Genomic DNA, 19,109 nt, shown 5'->3' on the forward strand with positions numbered 1-19,109 from the left:
CCCGCGGGCTAGCGTCATGAGGTGACCACGACGACCGAGCAACGGCGAGACGACGCGCTGAGCGCTGCCGACACGACCGACGCCGACGGCCGGTGGCGCCGCCCGCGCCCGTCGCTGCGCGAGCTGCGGCCCGACGGCATTCTCGCCCTGGTCGTCGCCGTGGGCGGTGTGGTCATGGTGCTGCTGTACGCCAGCATCGGCTTCTTCGACGAGCCGCCCGTGCCGTGGCACGCCGCCGCGATGATCGTCGGCTTCTCGGGGCCGCTCGTGTTCCGCCGCATCGCGCCCATCACGGTGACCGTTGTCGTCTCGGTCGTCTACATCGTGGGCGTCTACAACCAGGTGCCCGAGGTGCTGTTCAGCAACATCGCGATCTTCTCGGCGATGTACTCGATTGGCGCCTGGAGCACCTCTCGGCGGGCCGCCCTGGTCTCGCGCACGCTCATCGTGATCGGCATGTTCGGCTGGCTGTTTCTCGAAATCGCCCGCGCCGCCTTCGACACGAGCCTCGCCCCCGACGACTCGGGCATCGGGCTCATCGCACCCGGCGTCGCGGGCGGCCTCATCGCGGTCGTCACGAACGTGCTCTATTTCGCCGGGGCGTGGGCGTTCGGCGACCGCGCCTGGAATGCCGCCCGCGAGCGCGCCGAACTGCACGCCCGCACGCTCGAGCTCGCCGCCGAGCGCGAACGCACCGCCGCGCAGGCCGTCGCCCTCGACCGCGTGCGCATCGGCCGTGAGCTGCACGACGTCGTCGCCCACCACGTGTCGGTCATGGGCATTCAGGCCGGGGCCGCCCGCCGCGCCCTCGAGACCCGCGGCGCCGACGGTGCCGCCACGGCGATCGGCTCGCTCGGCTCGATCGAGCAGTCGGCGCGCCAGGCGGTCGACGAGCTGCACCGGCTGGTGACGACCCTGCGCGATTCCGATCAGGCTCAGGATGCGCGGGGCGCGTCGGGCGCGCCCGGCGCCGTCTCCGCGGGCTCGGCCGGCGACGGCCCCAGCACGCGCGGAACCGCCCACCTGGGCGAGCTGGTGCGCGAGCTGGAGGCGGCCGGACGCCCGGCCGCGCTGCAACTCATCGGCGACCCCGCGCCCCTCAGCCCCGTCGTCGACACCACCCTGTACCGGGTGGCACAGGAGGCCGTGACGAACGCCCTGAAGCACGCCGGCGCGAGTGCCCGCGTCGACCTGCGGCTGCGTTTCACCCCCGACGCCGTCGAACTCGACGTCGCCGACACGGGCGTCGGTGCCCGCGCCGCGGCCGTGCAGCCCCGCGGCGGTTCGGGCGGCCTCGGCCAGCAGGGCATGCGCGAGCGCCTCGCCGCCGTCGGCGGCACCCTTGAGGCCGGCCCGCGCTCGCGCGGCGGCTACCTGGTGCGCGCCCGCGTACCGCTGATCGTCGACGAGGTGCCCGACGAGACACCCGGCGCCGCGACGGCCACCCCCGCAGAGGAGACACCGTGAGCATCCGCGTCTTGCTCGTCGACGACCACGCCCTCGTGCGCTCCGGCTTCCGCGCCATCCTCGAGAGCGAGCCCGACATCGTGATCGCCGGCGAGGCCTCCACCGGCGAGGAGGCCATCGCTGCCGCGAGCACCCTGGACCTCGACGTCATCTGCATGGACGTGCAGATGCCCGGAATTGACGGCCTCGAGGCCACCCGTCGCATCACCGCCGAGCCGGACGGCGGCCCGGGCGTGCTCGTGCTCACCACCTTCGACCGCGACGACTACCTCTTCGCCGCGCTCGACGCGGGCGCCGCCGGCTTCCTCCTGAAGAACGCGAGCCCCGAGAAGCTCGTCGAGGCCGTGCGCGTCGTCGCGGCGGGCGACGCGCTGCTCGCCCCCGACGTGACGCGTCGCGTAATCGCACGCGCCGTCACCGAGCGGGAGGCGGGCGCCTCGGCAACGCTCGCGGGCGGCGGTACCGCACCGCGCGCATCCGTCGAACCGGATGCTCGACTCACCGATCTCACGGAACGCGAGCACGAGGTACTCACCCTGCTCGCCCGGGGCCTCGCGAACGCCGAGATCGCGCGCGAACTGTGGCTCGGCGAGGCGACCGTGAAGACCCACGTGTCGAAGATTCTGCAGAAGCTCGGCCTGCGCGACCGGGTGCACGCCGTGGTGTTCGCCTACGAGAACGGTGTCGCCGTTCCGGGTGACGCGTAGGCGCGCGACACCCGTCTCAGCCGCGCGACGGATGAGACGGGTGTCGCGACCATCCTTCGGGCGGATGCGCGGGCATCCGACCCCTTCGTAGCGTTGAGCCCAACGAAAGGGGCGACACATGCTTCAGCTCGACGGCATCACCAAATCGTTCGGTGACCGGCTCGCGGTCGACGACGTCAGCTTCACGGTCGGCGGAGGCCGACTGACCGGCTTCGTCGGCGGCAACGGGGCCGGCAAGACGACGACCATGCGCATCATCCTCGGCGTGCTCGGCTCCGACGCCGGAACCGTGAACCTCAACGGCGCACCGCTGGATGCGGCCGGCCGCCGCCGCTTCGGCTACATGCCCGAAGAGCGCGGCCTCTACCCGAAGATGCGGGTGCACGAGCAGCTCGTCTACCTCGCGCGCCTGCGGGGGGTGCGCGCGGCCGACGCCGCCGCCCGGGCCGACGAACTTATCGACCGCCTCGAGCTCACCGAGCGCCGCAACGACCCGGTCGAGAAGCTGTCGCTCGGCAACCAGCAGCGCGCGCAGATCGCCGCAGCCCTCGTGCACGACCCCGACGTGCTCGTGCTCGACGAGCCGTTCTCGGGCCTCGACCCGATGGCGGTTGAGACGGTGTTGGGCGTGCTCAGCGAGTTCGCCGCGCGCGGCGTGCCCGTGCTGTTTTCCAGCCACCAGCTGGATGTTGTCGAACGGCTCTGCGACGACATCGTCGTGATCGGCGGCGGGCGTATTCTCGCCGCTGGCAGTCGCGATGACTTGCGCGAGCGCAATGCCGGCTCGCGCTGGGAGCTCACCGTCGATGGCGACGCGGGCTGGGTGCGCACCGCGACGGGCGTGCAGGTCATCGAGTTCGACGGCGACCACGTGGTGTTCGACGCCGACCCCGCCTCCGCGCAGGCCGTGCTGCAGCGCGCTACGAGCACCGACAGCGTGCAGCGCTTCGGGCGCCGCCGCCCCACCCTGACCGAAATCTTCCGAGAGGTCGTGCAGTGATGAATGCCGCCAGCTTCCGTGAATCCGTCTTCCTCGTCGCCGGGCGCGAGGTCACCCAGCGCCTGCGCTCGAAGTCGTTCATCATCTCGACACTGATCCTGTTTGCGATCGTGCTCGGATCGATCCTCGTGACGGGCTTCATCGCGCGCACGGCATCAGATACGCCGGTCGCCGCGGTGGGCGCCGCGAGCGACGTCGTGGCCGACTTGCCTGGCTACGAACTCGTCGAGGCCGACACGATCGCCGACGCCGAGCAGCTCGTGCGCGACGGTGAGGTCGACGCGGCCGTCGTGTCGCTCGAAGGAGACGCGGCCGTGCCTTTCGAAGTCGTGGCCCTCGACGAAGCCCCGGGCGGCATCGTTGCCGCGCTCTCGATCGCACCCGACATTCGCCTGCTGGAAGAGCCGAGCCTGCCGTACGGCCTGTTGTCGCTCGTGGCGTTCGGCTTCGGGCTCGTCTTCCTGATGTCAGCGATCACCTTCGGCGGCACCATCGCGCAGAGCGTGGTCGAAGAAAAGCAGACGCGCGTCGTCGAGATCCTGCTGTCGGCCATCTCGGCCCGCGCGCTGCTCGCGGGGAAGGTCGTCGGCAACTCGATCCTCGCCTTCGGCCAGATCATCGCCATCGCGGGGCTCGCCGCGCTTGGGCTCGTGTTGACGGGCCAAGACGTGCTGGCCGCCGACCTCGGCCCGGCCGTCGGCTGGTTCATCGCGCTGTTCGCCGTGGGGTTCGTGCTCTTGGCCGCCATGTTCGCGTCGAGCGCGTCGCTCGTCTCGCGCATGGAGGACACCGGCGCCGTGCTCACCCCCGTGACGTACCTCGTGATGATCCCGTACTTCCTGGTGGTGTTCTTCTTCGACAACTCCGTGGCGCTCACGACCATGTCGTACGTGCCGTTCTCGGCGCCCGTGGCGATGCCGATGCGCATCTTCCTCGAGCAAGCGCAGTGGTGGGAGCCGCTGCTGTCACTCGCGGTGCTCGCCGTGACGGCGGTGATCGTCGTTGCCCTCGGTGCGCGCATCTACGAAAACTCGCTGCTGCGCACTGGAGCCCGCGTGAAGCTCAGCGAGGCGCTGAAGGGCTAGGTGCGGCGGGTCGATCGACCGATAATCGCGCGAATCGGGATGCGCGGGGCGGGGCCGTCACGGACGGCGCGCCCCGCGCATCCGCGTTTCTGCGCACGAAAATTGCGCGATCGGGGCGGTCGGCGCTGTCTGGGTGCGCGCATCCGGGTGGGAGAATGGGCGCGTGAGCCGACTGCATGACACCTCCCGCCGTGGATTCGCCAGCGACAACTACGCGGGGGTGCACCCCGAGGTGCTCGCCGCGATCGCCGACGCGAACGACGGCCACCAGATCGCCTACGGCGAAGACGACTACACGGCGAAGCTCGCCGAGGTGGTGCGCGCCGAGTTCGGTGAGCAGGCCGAGGTGTTTCCCGTGTTCAACGGCACCGGTGCCAACGTGCTGTCGCTGACTGCGCTCATGCCGCGCTGGGGCGCCGTGATCGCGAGCGGCGTTGCGCACATTCACACCGACGAGGGTGGGGCGCCTGAGCGGGTCAGTGGCCTGAAACTGTTCACGGTGCCCACCGACAACGGCAAGCTCACGCCCGAGCTCATCGACACCGAGGCGTGGGGCTGGGGCGACGAGCACCGCGCACAGCCGCTCGCCGTCAGCATCACCAACACCACCGAGGTCGGCACTGTCTACACCCCCGACGAGGTGCGCGCCATCGCCGAGCACGCGCACGCCAACGGCATGGCGCTGCACCTCGACGGTGCCCGCGTCTGGAACGCCGCCGCGTCGCTTGGCACCTCGCTCTCGGCGTTCACCGCGGAGGCGGGCGTCGACGTGCTGTCGCTCGGCGGCACGAAGAACGGGCTGCTCGGCGCTGAGGCGATCGTCGTCATCAACCCCGAGCGCGCGCCCGGGCTCACCTACCTGCGCAAGATGAACATGCAGCTGGCCAGCAAGATGCGCTTCATCTCGGCGCAGCTGCTCACCCTGTTCGAAGACGACCTCGGGCTGCGATCGGCGCGGCACGCCAACGCGATGGCCGCGCGCCTGCGGGCCGGGCTTGAGCGGATGGTCGACGGCGGCGAGGTGCCGGCCGGCTCGCTGGGCTTTAGCCACGACACGCAGGCGAACGCCGTGTTCGCGCTGCTCGACAACGCGGTCGCCGACCGCATTCGCGAGAAGTTCCGCTTCTACGACTGGGATCGCGCCCGCGGCGAGGTGCGCTGGATGTGCGCCTTCGACACGAGCGCCGACGACATTGACGCGTTCCTACGCGTCGTGCACCACGAGCTGACCCGGTAGGGGGCGCCGCGGGGGCGGGCACCCTCACTCAGCGGGCCTCCCACAACCTGGCCCACTGGTGCGCGGTGATGCGAGATACGGGGCGTGATGGGTCGATCTCCAGGCGCACGCATCGCTCGCGCGCTCGTCGGCGGGTCAGCCGCTCAACGCGGGCGGTCGCCGTGACCGCATCTCCGGGAACGGCGAAGATCGCCGCGGCCCAGCGCTGAAACTGAACGCGTTCCTTGTGAGGAACAAGCGGAATACTGCGGCGATCGATCACGAGCAGCGCCGCATCGACAGCGGGGCGCGGGCGAAACGCCGTCGACGGAATCCGTCGATGCACAGCGAAGTCGAACCAGGGCCACCAGCTGACGGTGAGCAGGCTGGCACCGCCGATGCCGGCGCGCCGGCGGGCCACCTCCCACTGCACGATGAGCGCAGCGCGAGTCCACGCGGGTTCGGAGAGCAGTCGTCGAAGGGCGGCCGTCGTCAGATGAAACGGCAGGTTCGCGACCATGACGTGCGGGCTCCGCGGCAGCGGGGTCGTCAGCAGGTCATCGTGGCGAACGGTAACGCTGGCGCCGACGCGACGTCGAAGCGCGGAGATGCGTCGGGGATCGAGCTCGACGGCAGTCAGGGGTCGCCCGAGCCGCGCGAGGGGAACCGTAATGCGCCCAGTCCCGGCGGCGAGTTCGACGATGGCGCCGCGCCGATCGATGATTGCTGCGACGACATCGCGCACGACCGCGGTATCGACGAGATCGTTTTGACCCAGGTCATGGGTGCGCTGAGGGGGTCGCTCGCGGTCGGTTCGAGCGCGTGCATTGGGGTGGCGGGGGCGATGGCGAGAACGAGGCATGGTTGCTCCACAAGTCCGAAGGTGTGGCGCACGGCACAGAGAGGCCGGCGCAGAGACCAAAGAACGGTCGAGCAACGCGGAGTCGCTTCGGGTGCGAAGCGGTCGTCAGTGGGGAGGTCGCGTGCTCGCCGTTAGCGGCGGCGCAACCGAATCAACATGAACGATGCCATACAGCCCACGGTAGCAGGCGCCGATAGGTGTCCAAGGTGCGCGCAGCATCCTTTGGCCGCGACCTAAGGCATTGACATTCATCAATGTTTTGCCTCAGGATAATCCTATTCATAGACGACCATCGATATAAGGAGGTGCGTGATGTCGAACCTCGACGGCTGTTGCGGCAGCGGACCGTGCTGCTGAGCTGAGCAGCAGCACCGAAGTATCGCGTCAGCACGCTCCAAGCGTCGCGGCGCACACTGGCCGGGTGAGCACTGAATCACCCGGCCAGCAGCGCATTCTGCGCCCCGGCGAGCCCGGCTACGAGCAGGCCGACGACGCCCGCCGGTCGGCCCCCGTGCGCGGACGGGCCGCGGCCGTGCGCGAGGCGATTCGCCAGCGCCCCGGGCTCGACAAGGCCTACCGCACCGGCGTCAAGGTCGTCGGCGGCACGACCGTCGGGCTCGGCGTTGTGCTCATGCCGCTGCCCGGCCCCGGCACGCTCATCGCGCTCGGCGGCCTCGCCATTCTCGGCACCGAGAGCGAGAAGGCGCGCAAGCTCAATGATCACGCCGTGCGCGCCGCCAAGGCGGCCGCGGCCGCGGCGACCCGGCGACGGGATGCGCGGCGAGCGGCCCGCGAACAGCGCCCGTACCGCGCGCAGTAGTCGCGCCGGGGCCGCGCCACCGTCGGGCGCGAGGGGCGCTACGGGCGCAGCAGCACCTTGATCGCCTCGCGCTCGTCCATCAGGCGATAGCCCTCTACGACCTCGTCGAGCGGCAGCTCCCGGTCGAAGACGCGACCGGGCTGGATCGTGCCGTCGAGAACGAGCGGCAGCAGAGCATCCACGTAGTTGCGCACGGGGGCGATGCCCCCGGCGACGCCGACGTTGCGCGAAAACAGCGTGCGAATCGGCAGCTCGGCGCCGCCGTGCGGCACCCCCACGTAACCGACGCGGCCGCCGGGGCGGGCGGCGCGGATGGCCTGATCCATCGACTCGGCCGTGCCGACGCACTCGAGCACGCTGTCGGCGCCGAGACCGTCGGTGAGCCGCATGATCGCCTCGATGCCCGCGTCGCCGCGCTCGGCGACGATGTCAGTCGCGCCGAACTCGCGGGCCAGCGCCTGCCGGTCGGCGTGGCGCGACATGGCGATGATGCGTGCGGCGCCCAACTGCTGGGCGGCGATGACGCCGCAGAGGCCGACGGCTCCGTCGCCAACGACGACGACCGTTGAGCCGCGCGCGACCCCCGCCGAGACGGCGGCGTGCCAGCCCGTGCCCATCACGTCGCTGAGGGTGAGGAGGTGCGGCACCATCGCGTCGTCGATTGGGCCGGGCACGACCGTGAGGCTGCCGTCGGCGGTCGGCACGCGCACGAACTCGCCCTGGGCGCCGTCAGCGAAGTGGCCGTCGCGGTCGTCGCGGCCCCACCAGTTGCTGTTCTGGCACGAGGGGCTCACGCCGTTCTGGCAGTGCGCGCACGTCATGTCGCAGTCGTAGAACGGCGCGATGACGAAGTCGCCGGGTGCGACGCCGGTGACGCCGTCGCCGACCTCCTCGACGACGCCCACGAATTCGTGGCCGATGCGCTTCGGCTCGGCCGTTTCGGTCACGCCGCGGTACGGCCACAGGTCGCTGCCGCAGATGCAGGCGGCGACGACCCGCACGATCGCGTCACGGCCGGTGCCGGCGAGCGTCGGGCGGGGAGCTTCTTCGAGGCGGATATCGCGGGTTCCGTGGATGACCGTGGCACGCATGCGGGGAACGCTATCGGCGCGGCGTGGGCGGTTACTGGGTGCGGGCTTCGCGGTCGAGCAGGCTCTGCTTGATGGCGAGACCGTAGCGGAACCCGCCGAGCCCCCCGCCCGTGCGCAGCACGCGGTGGCACGGCACGAAGAGCGCGGCGGCGTTCATGGCGCAGGCGGAGGCCGCGGGGCGCGCTGCTGCAGGGCGTCCGGCGAGGGCGGCCAGCTCGGCGTACGTCACGGGGTCGCCCGGGCGGATGCCGCGCATGGCCCGCCACGTCGCCTCGAGGAACTCGCCCGAGCGCTGGCGCACCGCGACCGCGTCGGGGGCGGTGACGTCGCCGTCGTAGAAGGCCTCGACGGCGGCGAGGGCGGCGGCGAGGGTGGCGCGGCTGGCGTCCGATCCGAGCTCGCCGGCCGCGAGTGCATCGGCATCGGCGGGGCGCAGGCTGCGATGGATGAGGGGGACCAGCTCGGCGACGCCCGCCGTCCAGCCGGAGGCGATGACGGCATCCTCGCCCGCGATGGCGGTGAAGGGGCCGTCGGGCGTGTCGATCGTGCGGGCGCTCGCGGCGGTGCGGGTTGCGGCGGTCATGGGGTGTCCTTTCGGGGTGGTTCAGGATGCGCGGGCGCGCCCTCGAGGGCGGCCCGCCACAGGTGCGCGGCCGCGTACGAGCGCCAGGGCGCCCAGCCGTCGGCCTCGGCGGCGAGCAGGCGGAACGCGGCGGGGCGGGGGAGGTCTCCGGGCACGACGCCGGCCGCGCGGGCGCCGGCGAGCAGGGCGACGTCGCCGGGGATCCACGCGTCGGGTGTGCCGGTGACGCGCATGGCGACGTAGCGGGCCGTCCAGGGCCCAAGCCCGGGGAGGGCTTCGAGGCGTGCGGCGAGAGCACTCGGGTCGTCGCCGAGGTCGAGGGCGAGCTCACCCGAGGCGAGGGCCGTGGCGACGCGGGCAACCGTGTCGACCTGGCGGGCGGGAAGCCGGAGGGGGCGGGCCGGGTCGGAGGGATCGTGCTGTGCGAGCAGCGCGGCGATCGCCGCCGGGGTGGGGAAGAGGCGGTCGAGGCCGGGCACTCCCGTGTCGACGGGCTCTCCGACTGCCGCCGCCAGGCGCCCGAGGTGCGTGCGTGCCGCGGCCACCGAGATCTGCTGGCCGACGATGGTGCGCACGAGCAGCTCAGGCGGATCCGCCGTGCCCGGCACCCGGATGCCCGGCGTCACCGCCACGAGCGGCGCGAGCCGGGGGTCGCGGGCGAGCGCCTCATCGACGGCGAGGGGGTCGGAATCGAGGTCGAGCATCCGTCTCGCCCGCGCAACGCCGACGGCGACGTCGGCGAGCGAAGTGAGCGCGAGGCGCAGGCTGAGCGCCCAGGGGACGGGCTCCGCGGGGGATGCGCCGGGGGCTCGTGACGAGCCCGACGCGCGCGTTGCCGTGACGTCGATGACGGCGGGGCCGTGGGGCAGGGCGACCGTGCGGGCGAATCGCAGGAGCCCGGCGGCGAGGTCGAGGTCAGCCAGCTCGACCCCGGCGATGGCGCGCGCGGCGAGGTAGGTGAAGACGCCGGGGGCGTCGAACGGGGCGCGCACGGGGAGGGTGAGCGTGACGGAGACCAGCGGGCCCGCGGTGGTGGTGCCGTCGCCGCCGTCAGCGAGGTGGACGGCTGCCCCTCCCCCACTCCCCCGGGCTGCAGCCCGCGCCCGCAGCTCGCTCGGCGTCACCGCGAACACCTCGCGCACCGTGTCGGTGAACTGGCGCACCGAGCCGAATCCGGCGGCGAACGCGACGTCGGCGAGCGGCAGCGGGGTGCCGACGATGAGCGCTCGAGCCAGCTGGGCGCGGCGGGCGCGCGCGAGGGCCAGCGGGCCGGCCCCGAGCTCGGCGGTCAGCAGCCGGGTGAGGTGCCGCGGGCTGTAGCCGAGCCGCGCGGCCAGGCCCCCGACGCCCTCGCGGTCGACGACGCCATCGGTGATGAGGCGCATCGCGCGGCCCGCCACGTCGCCGCGCCAGTCCCACTCTGGGCTGCCCGGCGTTGCCTCCGGCAGGCACCGCTTGCACGCCCGGTAGCCCGCCTCGTGCGCGGCGGCTGACGTGGCGAAGAACGCCACGCCCGTCTCCCGCGGCGTGCGCGCCGGGCACGAGGGGCGGCAGTAGATGCCGGTCGAAGCGACGGCCGTGACGAACTGCCCGTCGAAGCGGGCGTCGCGCGAGGCGATCGCCCGGTAGCGCTCCGCGAAACCCGGATGCCCGTGGCGCCACCGCGCGCCCGTCGCGTTCGCGCGCGGGCGGCTGCGTGCGCGCGATGCGGGCGCGCTGGTCGGGGTCACGCGCACCATTCCATCGCGCATCCAGCCCCGCGTCTAGCGGGAATCGGACATGGCGATGTGCACGATGGAACAGCGCACGCTGGGAACTCGCGTCAGTCGCTGATCGCCGGTGATGAGCGCTGCGCTCAGGTCCTCGGCGAGGGCAATGTACGCCGCGTCGTACGCGGACACGTTGTGAGCCAACTCGAGCACGCGAGGCAAGAGCGGAATGGTTGGCCATGCGTCCAGAGCCCAGTCGACCAGGGTCTGCGTGTGGTCGTCGAGCTGCTGACGCGAGATCTTCCCCGCCAGCATGAGTCCGCGCAGGGCGTGCACCGTCTCGATGAGGGCGTGCTCGGGAACGACCCAGTGCAGGTCGTCCCGCATTCGTTGCAGCGCCACATCGGTGGAGTCCGCGTCGTCATCGACGAGCACGGCCACGAGCACGGACGCATCGAGAACGATCACGCGCCGCGCGCTTCTCGGACCTGCTGGATCATCTCGACGATGAGGTCGAGCCCCACGCTTGGCCGGTCACGGTTCGCGTCAGAACGGCGTTCGTCGAGCCACTCGCGTCGACGCGCGTTCGCCGCTTCGCGCTCGACCACCTCGCGCAGCAATTCCTGCAGCGAGGTGTTGCGTCGCTTGGCCTCTCGCGCGAGGACATCGCGCGACGCTTCCGAGACATTACGAATTTGAATGGCGACCATGCGCCCATGGTGACACACATGCATGCATTTATGCATGCATCCTCACGCACTAATCACGCCCTACAGCGTCGGCACGTCCTCCATGCGGTCCACCGTCAACGCACCCTTCTCAGGGTCGACGTGCACGCGCACGACGTCGCCGTCCGTGATCTGGTTCGACAGAATCGCCCGCGCCAGCCGGTCGTCGATCTCGTGCTGCATGAGCCGGCGCAGCGGGCGCGCCCCGTAGATCGGGTCGTAGCCGCGTTCCGCGAGCCAGCCGCGCGCATCCGGGGTGACGGCAAGCTGCAGGCGGCGCTGCGCGAGCCGCTGCTCGAGCCGGTCGACCTGCAGCGACACGATCTGGCCGAGGTCATCCGTCGACAGCGTCGAGAACACGACGATGTCGTCGAGGCGGTTCACGAACTCGGGCTTGAACGCCTGGCGCACCATGTCGTTCACGGCGGCCACCTTCGTGTCCCAGTCGAGCGTCGGGTCGATCAACGCCTGCGAGCCGAGGTTCGAGGTGAGGATCAGGATCGTGTTGCGGAAGTCGACCGTGCGCCCCTGCCCATCGGTGAGCCGCCCGTCGTCGAGCACCTGCAGCAGCAGGTCGAACACCTCGGGGTGCGCCTTCTCGACCTCGTCGAGCAAGATCACCGAATACGGGCGCCGCCGCACGGCCTCCGTCAGCTGGCCGCCCTGCTCGTAGCCGACATAGCCGGGAGGGGCGCCGATGAGCCGCGACACGGCGAACTTCTCGCCGTACTCGCTCATGTCGATGCGAATCATCGCCTTCTCGTCGTCGAACAGGTAGTCGGCGAGTGCCTTCGCGAGCTCCGTCTTGCCGACGCCGGTCGGGCCGAGGAACAGGAACGAACCCGTCGGCCGGTCGGGGTCGGAGATGCCCGCGCGCGTGCGGCGCACCGCCTCGCTGACAGCGACGACCGCATCCCGCTGACCGATGATGCGCTTGCCGAGCTCGCCCTCGAGGTTCAACAGCTTCTCGGTCTCGCCCTGCGTGAGCTTGTCGACGGGGATGCCCGTCCACGCGGCCACGACGCTCGCGATGTCCTCATCGGTCACCTGGTCGTTGACCATGCGCGGGCGCTGCTCGATGTGTTCGGCATCGAGCAGCTGCTTTTCGATCTTCTTGATCGTCTCGTGTTCGAGGCGCGAGGCCTCTTCGTAGCGGCCGTCGCGAATCGCGAGGTCGAGCTGGATGCGGGCGCTGTTGAGGCGCTCCTTCAGATCACCGACCGCGTTCAGGGCGAGCTTCTCGGCCGCCCACGCGCGCTCGAGCTCGTCACGGGCGGCGCTCTTCTGCGCGAGTTCTGCGCGCAGCGTCTCGAGGCGCGCCTTCGACGCGTCGTCTTTCTCCTTCTTCAGCGCCAGCTCTTCGATTTCAAGGCGTGTGACGGCGCGCTTCAGTTCGTCGAGCTCGACGGGGCTCGACTCGATCTCCATCTTCAGTCGGCTGGCCGCCTCGTCGACGAGGTCGATCGCCTTGTCGGGCAGCTGGCGGCTCGTGATGTAGCGGTTCGAGAGCGTCGCGGCCGCGACGAGCGCGCTGTCCGCGATCGCCACCTTGTGATGCGCCTCGTAGCGTTCCTTGAGCCCGCGCAGAATCGCGACCGTGTCTTCGACGGTGGGCTCGCCCACATACACCTGCTGGAAGCGACGCTCAAGCGCCGCATCCTTTTCGATGTGCTCGCGGTACTCGTTGAGCGTCGTCGCGCCGATGAGTCGCAGCTCACCGCGGGCCAGCATGGGCTTCAGCATGTTGGCGGCCGCGACCGAGCCCTCGCCGCCGCCCGCGCCCATGAGCGTGTGCAGCTCGTCGATGAAGGTGATGACGCGGCCGTCTGACTCGTCGATCTCTTTCAGCACGGCCTTCAGCCGCTCTTCGAACTCGCCGCGGTACTTCGCACCGGCGACGAGGGCCGCCAGGTCGAGCGAGACCAGTTGCTTGTCTTTCAGCGAGTCGGGCACGTCGCCGGCGACGATGCGCTGGGCGAGGCCTTCGACGACGGCCGTCTTGCCGACGCCCGGTTCGCCGATCAGCACGGGGTTGTTCTTGGTGCGCCGGCTCAGCACCTGGCTGACGCGGCGAATTTCGGCGTCGCGGCCGATGACGGGGTCGAGTTTTCCGGCGGCCGCGATCGCGGTGAGGTTGACGCCGTACTGCTCGAGGGCTGACTTCTCGCGGCCGCCGTTGCTCGACGGCGCGCCCTGCATGTTCGCCATGTGCGAGTGTGCCTTTCGTGAAGACGTGGGTGGCGCGACAATGTTGAGTCGCGTTGACTCAAGTTTACGCCTCGCTTCCTGAATGCGCCATGGCTGGCCACCCCGCTTTCTGGGGACCACCCGAACCGCGCGCATTCGGCTCGCGCCGATGGTGCACTCACGAGACGATCAGACGACACCGATTGGATGCTCGAATGACTTCCATTGGCATCATCGGTTCCGGAAACATCGGCTCGCAGCTGGCTCGCGCCTTCACGGCGCTCGGCCACGACGTCGTCATCGCCAACTCGCGCGGCCCCGCCTCGCTGACGGAACTCGTCAACGAGATCACCGCGAGCCCCGCGCTCGGTCGGATCACGGCGTCGACCGTGACCGAGGCCGCCAAGGCCGGCGAGATCGTCGTGCTCACGATCCCACTCGGCAAGGTGCCGACGCTGCCCCGCGACCTGTTCGACGGGCGCATCGTCATCGACACGGGCAACTACTACCCCCAGCGCGACGGCGAGATTGCGGCCCTCGAGGCCGAGACCGTGACCACCGTCGAGTGGACGGCCCAGCACTTCGACGGCGGCACCTTCGTCAAGGCGTTCAACCACATCCCCGCCGTTGAGATCACGACACACGCGCAGCCCGCGGGCACCGATCACCGTCGCGCGCTCACCGTGCATGCCGACGACGAGGCCGCCAAGCAGCGGGTCTCGGCCCTGATCGACGCGATCGGGTTCGACCCCGTCGACGGCGGAACCCTGGCCGACAGCTGGCGCATTCAGCGCGACACCCCGGGCTACGGGCCGCGCCTCACCGCCGACGAGCTGGCGGCGAAGCTCGCAGAGGCGAAGCGCTACCGCGACATGTAGCGGCACGCCGCCTCGCGGTCAGCACCCCTCTCAGCGCCTCGTCGAGGCCGTCACCGTGAACTTGCGCGTGCGCGCGAGCTGTCGGGTCGGCCCGACGAGGCGTTCGAGCGTTGGACGGTAGGCGAGCGACGAGTTCCAGACGCAGCGCAGCTCGCCGCCGGGGCGCAGCACCCGCGCCGCCTCGCCGATCAGCCGGTGGGCGATGCCCGTCGCGACGGCGCCGCCCACGTGAAACGGCGGATTCAGCAGCACGAGGTCGACGCTCGCGTCGGCAAGGCTCGCGGCCCCGTCGTCGTGCCGCACCTCGATGGCCTCGGCTCCGTTCGCGGCCGCGGTGTGCCGTGCGCTCTCGACCGCGACCGCCGACACGTCCGACGCGATGATGTGCGCGCCGGGCAGGCGCCGGGCGAGCGCGACGGCGAGCACCCCCGAGCCGCACGCGAGATCGAGGGCGAGCCGCGCATCCGGTAGACCGTCGAGCGCGCCGAGCAGCGCGCGCGTTCCGATATCGATGCTCGCGCCCGCGAAGGTGCCGGCGACGGCGACGATGTCGACGCCGAGCTCGCTGTCGTGCGTGCGAGTGGGCTCGGCCGGGGCGACACCGGACCGCGGGCCCGTGGCCGTCAGCAGTCGTGCTTTGCCGCGGGCGAGAGACACGTCGACCCGCGCGAAGGCGCCCTCGAGTACGGCGTTCTGGCGCGGCGTCATGTGCTTCAGCATGTTGCCCGCGACGACGACGGCGGCCGGGTCGACGACTCGCGCGACGGCCCGGGCGATCGCGTCGAGGCGCTCCAGCGAGCGGGGCAGACGCAGCAGCACGAGGCTCGCGCCCTCTGCCACCTCGTCCAACGACCGGGCCTCGACGGTGATCTCGGCACCCAGCCGGGCGAGATTCGCCGCCGTCGCGTTCCGCGCCGCGACCGAATCCTGATGAACGGATGCGCGGCGCACGCCGAGCGCATTCAGCCCGGCCACCAGCGCGCCGTGGGCGTCGTCGATCACGGCGATGCGCGCATCCGGATCACGCATCAGCGACGGGTGACGCGCGACGACCTCGTCGAGCAGGTAGCGATCGGCGGCGTCGAACGCGCGCAGGCCGGATGTCGCCGCGTCGGCATGCGGCTGCAGCCGGGCGAACACCGCATCAAGCGGGCTGTCGACCGGGTGGGCGGGTGAGTCGGTCACGCGGGTCCTCCGCGGGGAGTCTAGGCGCGACCGCATCGTCGACCTGCAAACGGGGGCCTCACGAACTGGGGTACGCGTCGCGTCGAGTGAACGCCGTTCACAGGAGTACTGTCGCGCCATGAGGCGTGAGCGGTCGGCGCGGCCCGATCGCGATGCGGGGGCGCAGTATTCGGCGCCGCATCCCGCCCAGCGCCTGCTCGTGGCTCCGCGGTGGATGCACCACGTCACCGCCGTCGGAATGGCCTCGCTCACGATTGGCCTCGGCGTCGCGTCGCTGATCATCATTCCCCCGGCCGGCACAGGTGCCGCGGTCTGGTGGCCGGCCGCCGGCACCGGGGTGCTATTCGCGCTGTTGTTCCGTGGGCCGGTGTGGATCCCGCTGAGCGTTATCGCCTTAACGGGCGTGCTCGCCAACCTTGCGGCCGGTCGACCCCTGTCGTTCGCCATCGCCGCGCTTGTGATTCTCACCGTCGAGGCCAGCGTCGTGCTCGCAATAGTTGGCCGGCACGGCGAACACGCGCGACTCAACGGTGTGCGCGGGCTGGGCCGGCTGTTTGTCGCCTGCGTCGCGGGGGCCCTCAGCCTCGCACTGCTGGGATCGACCTCGCTGTTCGTGCTGGCCGGGGCGCCGATCGTGTCGACCGCGATCGCCCTCACGCTCTCTCACCTCTCGGCGCTGCTGCTGATGGTGCCGATTGCGCTCGTTCCGCTGTCTCGGCGGGTGCTACGGGTCAAGCCCATTCGCATCATGGAAGGTGTGGCGCAGTTCACGGCCACACTCACGGTCGCAACGATCTTGTTCTCGCCGGTGTTACCCGTGCCCTTGCTGTTTTTGCTGTTCCCTTTGTTCGCCTGGGCGGCCACGCGCTTTCGCCCGCTCTACGTCGTTGTGCAGCTTGCCGCCATCGCGCTGCTGATTCCCTCGCTGTTCTTGCTCGTCGGCGGACCGTACCTATCCATCACGAATGTGCCCACCCCCGGGCTGCTCGTCCAGCTATTCATGATTTCGGCCGCGATCACGACCCTGTTTCTCGCCGTCGGTCGCAGCGAGCGCGAGGCGCTGCTCGATGAGCGTGAGCGGCGGGCGGTGCTACTACGGGGCGGCTTTATCGGTGCACAGGTTGGATTCCTCGTCGCACGACGCACCCCGAAAGGCGAGCTGAACATCGTCGACTCGAACGAGGTCGGTCGCCAGATGGCACAGGGCGGGTGGCTCGAGCCGATCATCGACGCCTGGCTGCACCACCCCCAAAACGACCTCACACAGGAGGTCACGCTCGACACGGGGCGTAGCTACCAGGTGTTCGCCAGCGTGACCGGCCACGCGCTGCACGAAGACGACGTCGCGTCGGCCGTGGGCATCCAGCTCGTCGAGATCACTGACACCATCGCCGCGCGCGATGCGCTCGCCCGCACCCTCGAACGCGAGCGCGCCGTCACGCTCGAGCTGCGCGAGCTAGCGCGCCAGAAAGACGTCTTCGTGTCGGCCGTCAGCCACGAACTGCGCACGCCGATCACGAGCATCCTGGGCTTTGCCGAGGAAATCGACGACACAGGCCCTGACGAGACCAAACAGGCCGCCGAAATCATCATCCGCAACTCACGCCGCCTCGCCGCCATGGTCGAGCAGTTGTTGGAGCTCGGCCGCCTCGCGAGCCCCGAAACGCACCTGCACCTGGGCTCAGCGCGCCTCGATGCTCTCGTCGGCGAAGCGGTAGAAGAACAGTCCGTCGCCGCCGAACGCGCCGGGCTCATGGTCGATACCGACCTCCACGCCGACGGGCGCGAGGTTCTCATCGAGCCCCTGAGCCTCGGGCGCGTGCTGACGAATCTGCTGTCGAACGCCATCAAGTTCACGCCCCGCGGTGGCATCGTGCGGGTGAGCACGAACGCCCACGGGCCCCGCGCGATCATCATGGTTGACGACTCCGGCGTGGGAATCAGCCCCGACGAACGCCACCGCGTCTTCGACCGCTTCTACCGATCGGCCAGCGAAGAAAAGCTGGCCACGCCCGGCACCGGTCTCGGCCTGCCGATCGTCAAGGCCCTCGTCGAGTCGGCCGGCGGCACGATCACGATCGACGACTCGCCGATCGGAGGCACCCGTTTCATCGTCGAGCTGCCCCTCGCGTCGAGCGGCCCGATGACCGGCTCGATTCAGCTGCGACGGAACGGTCGCCAGACCACCAGCTGATTCGATTTTTGGATGCGCGTCCCGGCCTTGATCGAGACGACCTCACCCTCAGCACCCGCCGCGAACACGCGGCGACCGGGGCTCTTCAGCAGCTCGTCGGCGAGCGCCGCCTCCAGCTCGCGCACGCGCGAGCGCAGGTGCTGCACCTCGTTCTCGAGCTCGAGGATGCGGCGAATGCCCTCGAGATTCAACCCCTCTGCCGAGAGTCTCGCGATCTCGCGCAGCTGCACGACGTCGCGCATCGAGTAGCGGCGACTCTGCCCGGCGGTGCGGGTGGGCGAGACGAGGCCGAGGCGGTCGTACTGCCGCAGGGTCTGCGGGTGCATCCCGGCGAGCTCGGCGGCGACCGCAATCGCGAACATCGGGGTGTTCTCGTCCACGGTCGTCATTCTCGCCTCCTTCGGCCGCCTCGGCACGCGCGGCTAACCGCGCGCCCGCAGGATCAGGTCGTCGCGGGGGTTCTCATCGGGCAGAGTCTTCGCGAAGGCCTCGAGCTTCTTCTGCGCCTCGGCGCTCAGGTGTGACGGCACCGCGACCTGCACGGTCGCCAGCAGGTCGCCCGTGCCCTTCGCGCTCGTGACCCCGCGGCCCTTCACGCGCAGCACGCGGCCGCTCGGCGTGCCGGGCGCGACCTTCAGTCGCACCGGTTCGCCGCCGAGCGTCGGCACCTCGATCGTGGCGCCGAGGGCTGCCTCGACGAAGGTCACCGGCACGTCGACGCGCAGGTTCAGCCCATCGCGCTCGAAGACGGGGTGCGGGCGCACACGCACGGTCAACACGAGGTCGCCCGGCTCACCGCCGGTCATGCTGGCCTCGCCCTTGCCCTTGAGGCGAATCTTCTGGCCGTCGGCGACGCCCGCGGGCACCTTGACGGTCAGCGGTCGGCCGCCCTGGCGCTCGAGCGTCACCGTGTCACCCGACACCGCCGTCATGAACTCGAGGCTGACCTCGGCCGTCTGGTCGCGACCCTTCTGCGGCCCCCCGCGGAATCCGGTCGACGCCCCGCCGGGGAAGCCGCCGCCCCCGCCGAACAGGCCGCCGAAGATGTCCTCGAAACCGCCCTGAGACGCGCGTCCGCGCGAGGGCCCGCCGAACATCCCCCCAAAGACGTCCTCGAAGCCGCCGGGCGAGCCGCCCGCCGAAAAGCGGGCACCCGAGCCCATGGCGCGCAACTGGTCGTATTCGGCCCGCTGCTGCGGGTCGCTCAACACCGCGTACGCCTCGCTGATGCTCTTGAACCGCGCCTCGGCGGCAGCATCACCCGGGTTGGAATCGGGGTGATACTGCCGCGCGAGCGTGCGGTAGACCTTCTTCAGCTCGGCGTCGCTGACGTCCTTCTGCACGCCGAGCGTGGCGTAGAAGTCTTTCTCGAACCAGTCGTTGCTGGCCACAGAGCC

Annotated in this window: 18 protein-coding genes; 8 read left to right on the forward strand and 10 right to left on the reverse strand. The window is 70.7% G+C overall.

The annotated features are described in order from the left end of the window. Window positions 1-21: 21 nt before the first annotated feature. The 5 genes from EV141_RS07940 to EV141_RS07960 all read left to right on the forward strand — a co-directional run bounded on the left by EV141_RS07940 (window position 22) and on the right by EV141_RS07960 (window position 5,496). Window positions 22-1,467, forward strand: a complete 1,446-nt coding sequence (locus EV141_RS07940; protein ID WP_241969173.1) for a sensor histidine kinase — start codon at window positions 22-24, stop codon at window positions 1,465-1,467. Next, entirely contained in the window at window positions 1,464-2,174 is a 711-nt protein-coding gene (locus tag EV141_RS07945) for a response regulator (protein ID WP_130485444.1), read from the forward strand. Before EV141_RS07940 ends, EV141_RS07945 begins: the two co-directional genes overlap by 4 nt. A 118-nt stretch (window positions 2,175-2,292) precedes the next feature. Continuing rightward, on the forward strand, window positions 2,293-3,174 hold the full coding sequence (locus EV141_RS07950; RefSeq protein ID WP_130485445.1) for an ABC transporter ATP-binding protein: 882 nt from the start codon (window positions 2,293-2,295) through the stop codon (window positions 3,172-3,174). Continuing rightward, window positions 3,174-4,259 carry an ABC transporter permease gene (locus tag EV141_RS07955; protein ID WP_130485446.1) on the forward strand — a complete coding sequence of 362 codons (1,086 nt, stop codon included), beginning with the start codon at window positions 3,174-3,176 and terminating at the stop codon, window positions 4,257-4,259. The genes EV141_RS07950 and EV141_RS07955 overlap by 1 nt, the downstream gene beginning before the upstream one ends. A 163-nt stretch (window positions 4,260-4,422) precedes the next feature. Then, window positions 4,423-5,496 (forward strand): threonine aldolase family protein, encoded by a 1,074-nt coding sequence (locus EV141_RS07960; RefSeq protein ID WP_130485447.1) that lies wholly within the window; start codon window positions 4,423-4,425, stop codon window positions 5,494-5,496. A 28-nt stretch (window positions 5,497-5,524) separates the two neighbouring features. Here EV141_RS07960 and erm read toward each other — a convergent pair whose 3' ends face one another. Further along, window positions 5,525-6,253, reverse strand: a complete 729-nt coding sequence (erm, locus tag EV141_RS07965) for a 23S ribosomal RNA methyltransferase Erm (RefSeq protein WP_375880260.1) — start codon at window positions 6,251-6,253, stop codon at window positions 5,525-5,527. A 505-nt stretch (window positions 6,254-6,758) separates the two neighbouring features. On the opposite strand from erm, the gene EV141_RS07970 reads away from it, so the two are divergent. Next, the gene (locus EV141_RS07970; protein WP_198675525.1) at window positions 6,759-7,157 is read left to right on the forward strand and encodes a PGPGW domain-containing protein; all 399 of its coding nucleotides are present in this window, start codon (window positions 6,759-6,761) and stop codon (window positions 7,155-7,157) included. A 38-nt stretch (window positions 7,158-7,195) separates the two neighbouring features. On the opposite strand, the gene EV141_RS07975 is transcribed toward EV141_RS07970, so the two are convergent. The 6 genes from EV141_RS07975 to EV141_RS08000 are packed head-to-tail and all read right to left on the reverse strand — an operon-like array spanning window position 7,196 to window position 13,476. After that, the gene (locus tag EV141_RS07975; protein ID WP_130485449.1) at window positions 7,196-8,248 is read right to left on the reverse strand and encodes a zinc-dependent alcohol dehydrogenase family protein; all 1,053 of its coding nucleotides are present in this window, start codon (window positions 8,246-8,248) and stop codon (window positions 7,196-7,198) included. A 31-nt stretch (window positions 8,249-8,279) separates the two neighbouring features. After that, entirely contained in the window at window positions 8,280-8,831 is a 552-nt protein-coding gene (locus EV141_RS07980) for a methylated-DNA--[protein]-cysteine S-methyltransferase (RefSeq protein ID WP_130485450.1), read from the reverse strand. Beyond that, entirely contained in the window at window positions 8,828-10,570 is a 1,743-nt protein-coding gene (locus EV141_RS07985) for a DNA-3-methyladenine glycosylase 2 family protein (protein ID WP_130485789.1), read from the reverse strand. Before EV141_RS07985 ends, EV141_RS07980 begins: the two co-directional genes overlap by 4 nt. Window positions 10,571-10,594: 24 nt before the next feature. Then, window positions 10,595-11,008: a type II toxin-antitoxin system VapC family toxin gene (locus tag EV141_RS07990; RefSeq protein ID WP_130485451.1), complete on the reverse strand. Its 414-nt coding sequence runs from the start codon at window positions 11,006-11,008 to the stop codon at window positions 10,595-10,597. Next, on the reverse strand, window positions 11,005-11,250 hold the full coding sequence (locus EV141_RS07995) for a hypothetical protein (RefSeq protein WP_130485452.1): 246 nt from the start codon (window positions 11,248-11,250) through the stop codon (window positions 11,005-11,007). Before EV141_RS07995 ends, EV141_RS07990 begins: the two co-directional genes overlap by 4 nt. A 60-nt stretch (window positions 11,251-11,310) precedes the next feature. Then, on the reverse strand, window positions 11,311-13,476 hold the full coding sequence (locus EV141_RS08000) for an ATP-dependent Clp protease ATP-binding subunit (RefSeq protein WP_130485453.1): 2,166 nt from the start codon (window positions 13,474-13,476) through the stop codon (window positions 11,311-11,313). Between the two features lie 194 nt (window positions 13,477-13,670). Between EV141_RS08000 and EV141_RS08005 the strand changes: the two genes are divergently transcribed. Next, window positions 13,671-14,333, forward strand: coding sequence for an NADPH-dependent F420 reductase (locus EV141_RS08005; protein ID WP_241969174.1), 663 nt, complete (start codon window positions 13,671-13,673; stop codon window positions 14,331-14,333). Between the two features lie 30 nt (window positions 14,334-14,363). On the opposite strand, the gene EV141_RS08010 is transcribed toward EV141_RS08005, so the two are convergent. After that, complete coding sequence (locus tag EV141_RS08010; protein ID WP_241969175.1) at window positions 14,364-15,518, reverse strand: class I SAM-dependent methyltransferase; 1,155 nt, start codon at window positions 15,516-15,518, stop codon at window positions 14,364-14,366. Window positions 15,519-15,636: 118 nt separating this feature from the next. Between EV141_RS08010 and EV141_RS08015 the strand changes: the two genes are divergently transcribed. After that, window positions 15,637-17,712, forward strand: a complete 2,076-nt coding sequence (locus EV141_RS08015; RefSeq protein WP_130485456.1) for a sensor histidine kinase — start codon at window positions 15,637-15,639, stop codon at window positions 17,710-17,712. On the opposite strand, the gene EV141_RS08020 is transcribed toward EV141_RS08015, so the two are convergent. Continuing rightward, on the reverse strand, window positions 17,676-18,101 hold the full coding sequence (locus tag EV141_RS08020; RefSeq protein WP_185740149.1) for a heat shock protein transcriptional repressor HspR: 426 nt from the start codon (window positions 18,099-18,101) through the stop codon (window positions 17,676-17,678). The two genes, EV141_RS08015 and EV141_RS08020, sit on opposite strands and share 37 nt — an antisense overlap. Window positions 18,102-18,134: 33 nt before the next feature. Continuing rightward, complete coding sequence (locus EV141_RS08025) at window positions 18,135-19,103, reverse strand: DnaJ C-terminal domain-containing protein (protein WP_130485457.1); 969 nt, start codon at window positions 19,101-19,103, stop codon at window positions 18,135-18,137. Window positions 19,104-19,109 lie beyond the last annotated feature (6 nt).

Source organism: Microcella putealis (assembly GCF_004216575.1).
Taxonomy (GTDB): domain Bacteria; phylum Actinomycetota; class Actinomycetes; order Actinomycetales; family Microbacteriaceae; genus Microcella; species Microcella putealis.

What these genes read in the sequence shown, in the direction of transcription:
- EV141_RS07950 (WP_130485445.1), top strand. Translation starts at nt 2,293, where the DNA reads ATGCTTCAGCTCGACGGCATCACCAAATCGTTCGGTGACCGGCTCGCG.
- EV141_RS07955 (WP_130485446.1), top strand. Translation starts at nt 3,174, where the DNA reads ATGAATGCCGCCAGCTTCCGTGAATCCGTCTTCCTCGTCGCCGGGCGC.
- EV141_RS07975 (WP_130485449.1), bottom strand. Translation starts at nt 8,248, where the DNA reads ATGCGTGCCACGGTCATCCACGGAACCCGCGATATCCGCCTCGAAGAA.
- EV141_RS07980 (WP_130485450.1), bottom strand. Translation starts at nt 8,831, where the DNA reads ATGACCGCCGCAACCCGCACCGCCGCGAGCGCCCGCACGATCGACACG.
- EV141_RS07985 (WP_130485789.1), bottom strand. Translation starts at nt 10,570, where the DNA reads ATGGTGCGCGTGACCCCGACCAGCGCGCCCGCATCGCGCGCACGCAGC.
- EV141_RS07995 (WP_130485452.1), bottom strand. Translation starts at nt 11,250, where the DNA reads ATGGTCGCCATTCAAATTCGTAATGTCTCGGAAGCGTCGCGCGATGTC.
- EV141_RS08000 (WP_130485453.1), bottom strand. Translation starts at nt 13,476, where the DNA reads ATGGCGAACATGCAGGGCGCGCCGTCGAGCAACGGCGGCCGCGAGAAG.
- EV141_RS08005 (WP_241969174.1), top strand. Translation starts at nt 13,671, where the DNA reads ATGACTTCCATTGGCATCATCGGTTCCGGAAACATCGGCTCGCAGCTG.
- EV141_RS08015 (WP_130485456.1), top strand. Translation starts at nt 15,637, where the DNA reads ATGAGGCGTGAGCGGTCGGCGCGGCCCGATCGCGATGCGGGGGCGCAG.
- EV141_RS08020 (WP_185740149.1), bottom strand. Translation starts at nt 18,101, where the DNA reads ATGACGACCGTGGACGAGAACACCCCGATGTTCGCGATTGCGGTCGCC.